General features: G+C 42.2%; 7 protein-coding genes. 3 read left to right on the top strand and 4 right to left on the bottom strand.

Annotated features, from left to right (window positions below; genetic code table 11):
- Positions 1 to 292: 292 nt before the first annotated feature.
- Positions 293 to 976 carry a YjjG family noncanonical pyrimidine nucleotidase gene (locus KTE19_RS09200; protein ID WP_217342126.1) on the bottom strand — a complete coding sequence of 228 codons (684 nt, stop codon included), beginning with the start codon at positions 974 to 976 and terminating at the stop codon, positions 293 to 295.
- 195 nt (positions 977 to 1,171) lie between these two features.
- Between KTE19_RS09200 and alsS the strand changes: the two genes are divergently transcribed.
- The 3 genes from alsS to KTE19_RS09185 all read left to right on the top strand — a co-directional run bounded on the left by alsS (position 1,172) and on the right by KTE19_RS09185 (position 5,370).
- On the top strand, positions 1,172 to 2,848 hold the full coding sequence (gene alsS / locus KTE19_RS09195; protein ID WP_217164827.1) for an acetolactate synthase AlsS: 1,677 nt from the start codon (positions 1,172 to 1,174) through the stop codon (positions 2,846 to 2,848).
- Positions 2,849 to 2,867: 19 nt separating this feature from the next.
- Positions 2,868 to 3,578, top strand: coding sequence for an acetolactate decarboxylase (gene budA, locus KTE19_RS09190; RefSeq protein WP_217164829.1), 711 nt, complete (start codon positions 2,868 to 2,870; stop codon positions 3,576 to 3,578).
- A 403-nt stretch (positions 3,579 to 3,981) separates the two neighbouring features.
- Positions 3,982 to 5,370, top strand: coding sequence for a sugar porter family MFS transporter (locus KTE19_RS09185; RefSeq protein WP_217162700.1), 1,389 nt, complete (start codon positions 3,982 to 3,984; stop codon positions 5,368 to 5,370).
- A gap of 155 nt (positions 5,371 to 5,525) precedes the next feature.
- Here the strand turns inward: KTE19_RS09185 and KTE19_RS13990 are convergent, their stop codons facing one another.
- The 3 genes from KTE19_RS13990 to KTE19_RS09170 all read right to left on the bottom strand — a co-directional run bounded on the left by KTE19_RS13990 (position 5,526) and on the right by KTE19_RS09170 (position 8,294).
- On the bottom strand, positions 5,526 to 5,669 hold the full coding sequence (locus KTE19_RS13990; protein ID WP_249778427.1) for a hypothetical protein: 144 nt from the start codon (positions 5,667 to 5,669) through the stop codon (positions 5,526 to 5,528).
- Positions 5,670 to 6,087: 418 nt separating this feature from the next.
- Positions 6,088 to 7,203, bottom strand: coding sequence for an NAD(P)/FAD-dependent oxidoreductase (locus KTE19_RS09175; protein ID WP_217342125.1), 1,116 nt, complete (start codon positions 7,201 to 7,203; stop codon positions 6,088 to 6,090).
- A gap of 5 nt (positions 7,204 to 7,208) precedes the next feature.
- On the bottom strand, positions 7,209 to 8,294 hold the full coding sequence (locus KTE19_RS09170; RefSeq protein WP_217342124.1) for an ammonium transporter family protein: 1,086 nt from the start codon (positions 8,292 to 8,294) through the stop codon (positions 7,209 to 7,211).
- Positions 8,295 to 8,703: the final 409 nt, after the last annotated feature.

The raw sequence follows: 8,703 nt of genomic DNA, 5'->3' as shown, positions 1-8,703 counted from the left end.
TCCGCCAACAGGAATCCCGGTTTTGGGGATTTTTGTTGGTGGTGCTTATGTGCAGACTTTTGCTTTGTGCAGCTGTCCTAATAAGTGAGCGGATCCAAGCGGTTAGAAGTCGGAGCGTAAGTCTCCGCCAACAGGAATCCCGGTTTTGGGGATTTTTGTTGGTGGTGCTTAGGTGGAAGTTTCTGCTTTACGCAGTTGTCCTAGAATATTTTAAATACGCTTACATAATTAAGCATATGGGATTATAGGCGGTAGAGCAAGAAAAGTGTTCTTTAAAAATAGGTAACCCCGTTTAACTGACAATGGCTTCCAAATCCAACAATTGATCAATTTCATACGTTGGTTGAGTTGAACTTGCGTTTGGTTGGTGCTGAGGATTGAACCAGACTGAGTCGAGGCCATATGTGGCCGCCCCTAAGATATCAGAGGTCAATGAGTCACCGACTACTAATGATTCTTGTTTATTGAATCCGCTAATGTTATTGGCGATGTAGTCAAAAAATGCTGGTTCTGGTTTTTTGTGACCGATTTTTTCCGAAATAAAGACATTGTCGAAATATTTATCCAGCCCCGATTCTTTCAACCGCCGATATTGAGTTGAGGCCACGCCATTGGTGACAACGTAGAGGTGGTGATCGTGGGTTAAATCAGCTAGCAGCTTTGTGGCATTCGGGATCTGATCGTGACCTTCAGATAGGAAGGAACGATATTTTTGGCCGTAAAGGGTGCCATCGACGTTTTCCCCATAATGTTGAAAGAATAAATTAAAACGTTCATCCAGCAACGTTTCACGGCTGATTTCACCGCGCTCGTATCGACGCCATAACTGGGCGTTCAGCGAATGGTAATCCCGATAAATTTCAGGAGTCAGTGGCTTGTGGAGGCTCTGGAATAATTTTTTCAGGGCGTGCTTTTCAGATGATTGAAAATTGAGTAAGGTATCGTCGACATCGAATAATAAGGTTGAATATTTCAAGCAGAATCACTTCCGAGTTTGTAAATTTAATAAATCATAACAGAATTTCACAATGTTGAGTACTTTTTGTTGTAATTTTTGCTTATTTTAAGTAATCTAGTTGTTAAATAGATTGTGAAAACAAACCTGATTGTTGTAGTATGTGTTTAATTGATATATTAAAATTACAGACAATAAATTAATAGAGGTGTCCTTATGAGTGAAAAGAAACGTGGGTCCCAGGCCCTAATTCAATCGATGATTAACCAAGGCGTCAAATATGTGTTTGGAATCCCTGGTGCTAAAGTTGATCAACTGTTTGAAGACTTGAAGTATAGCGACGATCCAAGAACCCCGAAGCTGATTGTCACCCGTCATGAGCAAAATGCCGCCTTTATTGCGGCGGGGATTGGCAGATTAACCGGCAAACCAGGAGTGGTTGCGACAACATCCGGCCCAGGAGTTTCGAATTTGGTTACCGGACTGATGACGGCCACGGCTGAAGGGGATCCAGTTATTGCGTTGGGTGGTCAGGTGCCAAGGGATGACCTTGCCCGGATGACTCATCAAAGTATTCCCAGTAAGGAATTAATGGTGAATGCCGCCAAGAGCAGCGTGGAAGTTCAGGATGCCAATAATGTTTCCGAAGCTTTTTCCAATGCTTATACAACGGCGGTGTCGCCTAAAGCCGGCGCAACCTTTTTATCACTGCCAGCGGACGTATTGAGTGATGAAACTGACCGGCCGGAGATTGCCCCATTGAAGCGTGGAGACGAAGGTCGGGCATCCGACAAAACGATTAAGCAGATTTCGGAGATGGTGAAGAATGCCAAATTACCGGTGATTTTTGCCGGGATGCGGGCTTCTACGCCTGAAGTGACCAAAGCACTGCACGCCCTTCTGCGAGAAGTATCGTTGCCGGTTGTCGAAACCTATCAAGGAGCCGGCGTGGTTTCCAGGCAGCTTGAAGACCGTTTCTATGGGCGGGTCGGTTTGTTTAGAAATCAAATTGGCGATACCCTGTTGAAACGAAGTGACTTAGTACTGGCAATCGGTTACGATCCGGTTGAATATGAAGCTCGTAACTGGAACCTGGAGCATAACAAGCAAATCGTCAACATTGATACAGTGGCGCCGGAAATCTCCACTAATTACCAACCGGACGTAATCGTTGAATCAAACATCGAAAACACGATTGATGCCTTGACTGATACTTTTACAGGAGAGTTTGACCTATCTTTTCAAGTTACCAAGACCCTCGATGATTTACGAGAAGAATTTTCATCAGAACGGGAAGTGCCAAAGAATGTTACTCCGGGTCGAGTCCACCCACTAGCTATTATTCGGGCTTTACAGGAGCGAGTCGATGATGAGACCACGGTCACGGTTGATATAGGAAGTCACTATATTTGGATGGCCCGTTATTTCCGGATCTATCGGCCCCGTCATTTGCTCTTCAGTAATGGGATGCAGACCCTGGGAGTTTCACTGCCATGGGCAATTGCAGCAGCGTTGACTCGTCCGGAACAACCAGTGGTTTCGGTTTCCGGTGATGGGGGCTTCTTGTTCTCAGGCCAGGAATTGGAAACGGCCGTCCGATTGAAGCTCAATATTGTGCAAATTATTTGGACCGATGGTTACTACGATATGGTGAAGTTCCAGGAAATTGCCAAGTATGGTAAGGATGCCGGCGTTGATTTTGGACCCGTTGATTACGCTAAATACGCTGAAAGCTTTGGTGCCAAAGGGCTGCAGGTTACCGGGCCAGATGACCTAGGTAAAGTTCTTGATGAAGCATTTCAGACAAAAGGACCAGTAGTGGTTGACATTCCAGTTGATTATAGTGATAACATTAAGTTAAAATCCGCTTTAATGAAGGATATCTTAAATTGAACACTAAGGAAGTTGTCAAATGTCAAAATACACTACTTTGTATCAACACGGAACGTTAGCGTTATTGGTGCCAGGCCTACTCGAAGGGACGATCACAATGGGGCAGCTGCTCAAGCGTGGCGATACCGGAATTGGGACTGGCGAAGGGCTGGATGGCGAGCTGATTATTCTTGACGGTAAGCCCTATCAGGTGAACTCAAGGGGAAAAGTAACGGTAGTTTCAGATAAATTTAAGCTGCCATTTGCCAATGCCCATTTTGCCCGTTACTCACCATTGGCGGAGCTGGAAAACGTGGAACAGGACGATTTGAACAAGCAGATGCTGGCATTGAGTCGAGCTGAAAACACGTTTTTTTCGCTTAAAGTGACAGGAACCTTTGCAGACATTAAAACGCGGGCAGTGGTCAAGTCTGAGCCGCCATACAGTACCTTGGCTGAAACCGCAAGAAAACAGAGCATTTTTACTCGCGATCAAATTGATGGCACATTGATTAGCTACTATTCGCCACAGTTGTTCAACGGGGCCGCAGTGGGTGGCTTTCACCATCACTTCATGTCGGATGATCGAAAGTTTGGTGGTCATGTGCTTGACTTTCGTTTAGTAAAAGGTGAAGTTTCTTATCAACTATTCGATACCCTGGAGCAGCATCTACCGGTTGATAACAAGGCCTACATGGAACATGATTTTGAGAAAGATGATATTGAAGGAAGCATCCAGGCATCCGAATAATCATAAATGCTTGATTATGATATCCACGATTTTAATTACTGAAAACTAGCTTTTAGTAAAATTTATTTATATATTAGTAAAAAATAACCTTCACTTCAAATGCCGAAGTGGAGGCCTTTTTATGCTTACTTTTAATTTATTCGTAAGATAAATAGAGTTTATAGTTGATTTGTACGTATAAATGCTTTAATATATCATCTTGTAAGCGCTGCATGATTTCAATAATTTTTATGTGCGTCAGTTAATTGTTAATGTAAGCGTTGTTATACCGGTGATGTGGAACTGATACTGACATAAGTTTTATAATAAAAATTTGTTCGATTTATTATGCAACCCCTTTCAACCCTTTCGAAACGGGAAGCAAAATCGACTAAAGAGACTTTTTAGGTTAAGGAGAATGAATATGGAAAAGGTTGTTACAAAAGAAAAGAAAATCTCAAGCAGCTTTATTTATTTCTTTGGTTCCTTTGGTGGAATCCTGTTTGGTTATGATATTGGAGTTATGACGGGTGCCTTACCGTTTCTGCAAACGGACTGGGGCCTTCAAAATAATGCCACCGTTGTCGGTTGGATCACTTCTGCAGTGATGCTGGGGGCCATTTTTGGTGGAGCAATCGCTGGTCAGTTATCTGATAAGCTGGGAAGAAAAAAGATGATTTTACTTTCTGCTGTCATCTTCATGCTTGGCTCCGTTCTCTCCGCAATGTCCCCCAATGATGGCCAATATTATTTAATTGCTGTCCGGGTTTTCTTGGGATTAGCTGTTGGGGCTTCTTCGGCACTGGTACCGGCCTATATGTCTGAAATGGCCCCTGCTAAGATGCGGGGTCGCTTGACTGGCATTAACCAGACAATGATTGTTTCCGGAATGCTGCTCTCATACGTCATGGATTTCTTATTGAAGGATCTGCCTGAAAACTTTGCCTGGCGCTTGATGCTCGGCTTGGCTGCAGTACCAGCATTGATCCTGTTCGCAGGGGTTTCTTTCTTACCTGAATCACCACGTTTCTTGGTTAAAAGCCATCGGGTGGACGATGCTCGCACAGTGCTTAGTTACATTCGCGATAATGACAAAGAAATTGATACTGAATTAGCTCAAATTCAACAAACTGCTGCTGAAGAAAAGAACGTTTCAAAAGCAACTTCATGGAGAACAGTCTTTAGCGGTAAATATCGTTACTTAGCAATTGCCGGGATTGGAGTGGCTGCATTCCAGCAGTTCCAAGGCGCAAATGCAATTTTCTACTACATCCCTTTGATCGTTGAAAAGGCAACCGGTAGTGCCGCAAGTTCTGCGTTGATGTGGCCAATTATTCAAGGAATTCTGTTGGTCATCGGTTCATTAGTATTCTTGGCAATCGCTGATAAATTTAAACGAAAGACGCTCCTTATCCTGGGTGGGACAGTAATGGGACTCTCATTTATTCTCCCAACAGTTATCAAAGTCTTGATGCCAAGTGCCAGTCCAATGGTGATTGTGGCATTCTTGAGCCTATATGTGGCAGCCTACTCATTCACTTGGGCACCATTAACTTGGGTAATCATCGGTGAAGTCTTCCCACTCGCCATTAGAGGTCGGGCTTCAGGTGCCGCTTCATCAGCAAACTGGATCGGATCGTTTGCGGTTGGTCTGCTCTTCCCAATTATGACAGCAACAATGCCTCAAGACGCCGTATTTGCAATCTTTGGTGTCATCTGCCTATTGGGTGTTTGGTTTATCAAGGCTTGTGTCCCTGAAACCAAGGGTCGCAGCTTGGAAGAAATTGAAGACGAAGGAACAAAATCAAAATAAATAAGTATCCATAATATTGTTAAAGTTGTTATGGCCTCAAACTAGGCTATCATTATGTTAAGAGCAATCTAAAACCACCTGAATTACCCGGAAAGGGGTGTCAGGTGGTTTTTTACTTACATAAATTAAGTTGGAAGATTTAAATTGATTATTAATTAGCTAACAATATCTACTGGGCCGTGATCGTCAACGTGATCACCGTGAACATGTTGAAGACGACCATTTACCAGGTAATCTATGTGGTCGCCATGAGGGACCTGTTGGTGACCGCAAAATTCGTTGTGAATTTCGCCTTCCATCGGATGTTCGCCATCAGGATTTTGTACGGAAACTTCAATCTTACATTCGTCCCAATGATCTTCGTGTTTATGATGGAGATGGCCATTTGCTTCAACAAAGTCAATGTGATCATGGTGAAGAATTTTCGTGTGCCCACAATGTAAACTATGGGTATGGTTTGGGTTAACTTCTGCTTTTGGATCTGTTATATTTGAACTGTAATTAACAATTCAGGAAACTGTGACATTAGTCTGCGGGGTATTTATGAATGCAACTTGGCTTTTTACTGTTATATTGATAAGACTTGCGACAAACGGCTGATCTCAGAATTTAAGCAAAAAAGGAATGCATTCCAAACCAGGATGCATTCCTTTTTTTAAATTGAATTCTGGGATCAAATCGCCTTTCGTCCCAATCCCTGAATTTACTAGTTCACGATTAACAATTAACTTCACAAGCAGAGTAATCTTTCAGATACATGCCATTTTGTAGATACTTATCAGAAATTTTCGGGTTGATATCAATACCGATTCGTTGTAATACCGTTTCCGCAAGGGGCGCAAACCACTGCCGGTATTTGTAAATATAGCACAATAAGACATTCCCATGTTGAACTTGGGGGCCAAGTAGAAAGACGTTTGGCGAAATGGTAGATTCGTCACTTTTTGTTAAGAGTGGTCGATCATTATAATTGATGAATAGATTGGCAATTAGTGGACTTTGATAACAAGCAAATCCCGTTGCGAAAATGGGGCGCTTATTGGTTTTGGTAAGCGTACCATCTCTAAAAAGTAGTCGATACTCATCATCAATTTTATTGATTGCCAAGACTGTCTTGTCCTCATTGAGCTGGATAAAAGATCGATATTTTTGATAGCCGGCAGAAGTGTAAGTGGATAAACGTTTACTGGGATCAGGATTTGTTGAAGTGGCACTGCTGTCACTAGCGAAAAGGTAACTGTGAATGTTCCGTTTGGCTAGGTGAATGGCGACATCAAAGGCGGCTTCATTGCCACCGATAATTAGTTGAGGCCCATTTACAGGCAACTCATCGTAATTCTTTAAGTTGGCGTAGTGGATTCCATGGGCGGCACCAGGAATGTTAGGCGTGTACGGATAAGCGTAGTCGCCAATTGCGATGAAGACATACTGAGCTGTTAAGATCGTGTCGTCTGACAACTTTAACTCATAGGATTCGTCTGGTAACAGCCGAATGAGTTTAACTTCAGTATGGGTTCTAACTGATAATTCGAGTTTTCTGGCGAGTTCTTTAAGATAATGAGCGTATTGAATTCCGGATAAGTGTTCATTACCTTCGCTATAGGCTGGCGAAGTATCAGGAACAACTGCGTTTAAATCTGGGAAGCCAAAACCATTAGTTGTGAAAGATGGTGAAATTAAGTGAGTTTCTGGGTTCCATTTGGTAAAAGTGTCGCCAACTTCACCCTTCTCTAAAACAACAAAATCTCGAAAGCCATAAGACTTGAGAGTGACCGCAAAGCCAATTCCTGCGGCACCGGCACCAATGATTGCAACTGAAACTTGTGCAGACATATTTTTCAATCCTTTCTTAGGGTAACGAGATGAGTTGCTAACAAGCTGATTACAGCCCCAATTATTGTGATTCCCGAAATGACGAGAATTGCTAATAGTTTAACACTGGCAAAGCGAATATTGCCAAAGATTAGCCCAGTAGCGCCACCGTGGTTGATTTTGGTGTTTGCCATCAGTATGAGACCAAAGGTGCCGATTAAGCCACCGATGCCATTAATGGTAAATGAATCAACAGCGTCGTAGAGCCGGTCTGTCTGGTTTGTGAAATGGGTTGCCAAATGACAAATAATGCCGCTGACAAATGTAATGATGCCGATTGAAAGCGGTGAAACATAGCCGACAGCCGCCGTGCTGGTTACGAGACCAGTAAGGATACCATTAACAAGGTCGTCGAGAGTTACTGGCTTATTTTGATCAGTTAACGGGATAATCCAACCTAGGCTAGCGGCGATGATTGCGATCAACGTATTGGTTACAATCAAGCTGCCGTAATTTTGCCAACTACCTGCCGGTGCCAAATTAAAGCCAAACCAGCTAGTGATAACAAATAGAATGGCAACATACTTAAATAATGCATTATCAGAGCCCTGTGGATTTTGAGGCCGCTTAATAAAAAGTGCCAAGACCAGACTGGTTAGGCCAGCAGTGAGATGTACAACCAAACCACCTGAAAAATCAAGCGCACCGAGTTGAGCCAGATAACCAGTTGGCGACCAAATCAAATTTGCGACTGGTGCATATACCAATAACGTCCATAAGGGCACAAATGAAACAAAAAATTTCCAGGAATGCTTAGCAATGGCCGTACCTGTGAACATAACCAAGGCGTATAAGAAAAAATCTAATTGAACAAACATTGTTGGGCCGAACGATCGGCTAATGACTGGTAATGTATTTTGAGTGCCTACCTGAAATGATTCAAAGTAGCCAAAAAATAGCCAACATAAAATTCCAATTAATAATGCGAGAATCATTTCCACTAAGTGTTTTTCTGTTTGCTGTTTTGGAAAAGCTTGTGTGTAAAGTATTGGTACGAAGAAAATCATTGGGACCATTAAAACAGCACACAATAATGAAAAGTTAATTTTCACCTAAGCACCTCCGTTTACTAAGTAAATGGTAATGATTACGATTTAAAAGTATGAAACGTCTTCCCTTCCCTGTCAAGAGAAAATTTCAGTTTGTAGATGGCTGAGAGAATATTTAATCATTTTGACTAGACGGATTGATAATTGATATGTATAATAAAAAGTAACCATTACCATTTAAACCTTCGTAAACGATATTTTCCCTGCTGATACTTTCAAACTAAACGCTACTCCATCTATTTCTTAACTTTTTGTGATGCTGTAATATCAGTTTATCGAAGTCCTTACCCAATTAATCAATATTGGAATGGCTGGTTAGGTCACTTTTCTATTTAGGTTCTACAATATCTGTTGTTGGTAATAGATTTTATCTATTACTGATGACAGATTTTTTGTTTCTCGTTAGAATAAA

Source organism: Lentilactobacillus dabitei, assembly GCF_019061365.1.
Classification (GTDB): domain Bacteria; phylum Bacillota; class Bacilli; order Lactobacillales; family Lactobacillaceae; genus Lentilactobacillus; species Lentilactobacillus dabitei.
Note: the sequence above shows the minus strand (reverse complement) of the source record. Positions and strands in the feature narration are given on the sequence as shown.

Coding starts and splice junctions, on each gene's coding strand:
- budA (WP_217164829.1), top strand. CDS start 2,868: ATGTCAAAATACACTACTTTGTATCAACACGGAACGTTAGCGTTATTG.
- KTE19_RS13990 (WP_249778427.1), bottom strand. CDS start 5,669: ATGGAAGGCGAAATTCACAACGAATTTTGCGGTCACCAACAGGTCCCT.
- KTE19_RS09175 (WP_217342125.1), bottom strand. CDS start 7,203: ATGTCTGCACAAGTTTCAGTTGCAATCATTGGTGCCGGTGCCGCAGGA.
- KTE19_RS09185 (WP_217162700.1), top strand. CDS start 3,982: ATGGAAAAGGTTGTTACAAAAGAAAAGAAAATCTCAAGCAGCTTTATT.
- alsS (WP_217164827.1), top strand. CDS start 1,172: ATGAGTGAAAAGAAACGTGGGTCCCAGGCCCTAATTCAATCGATGATT.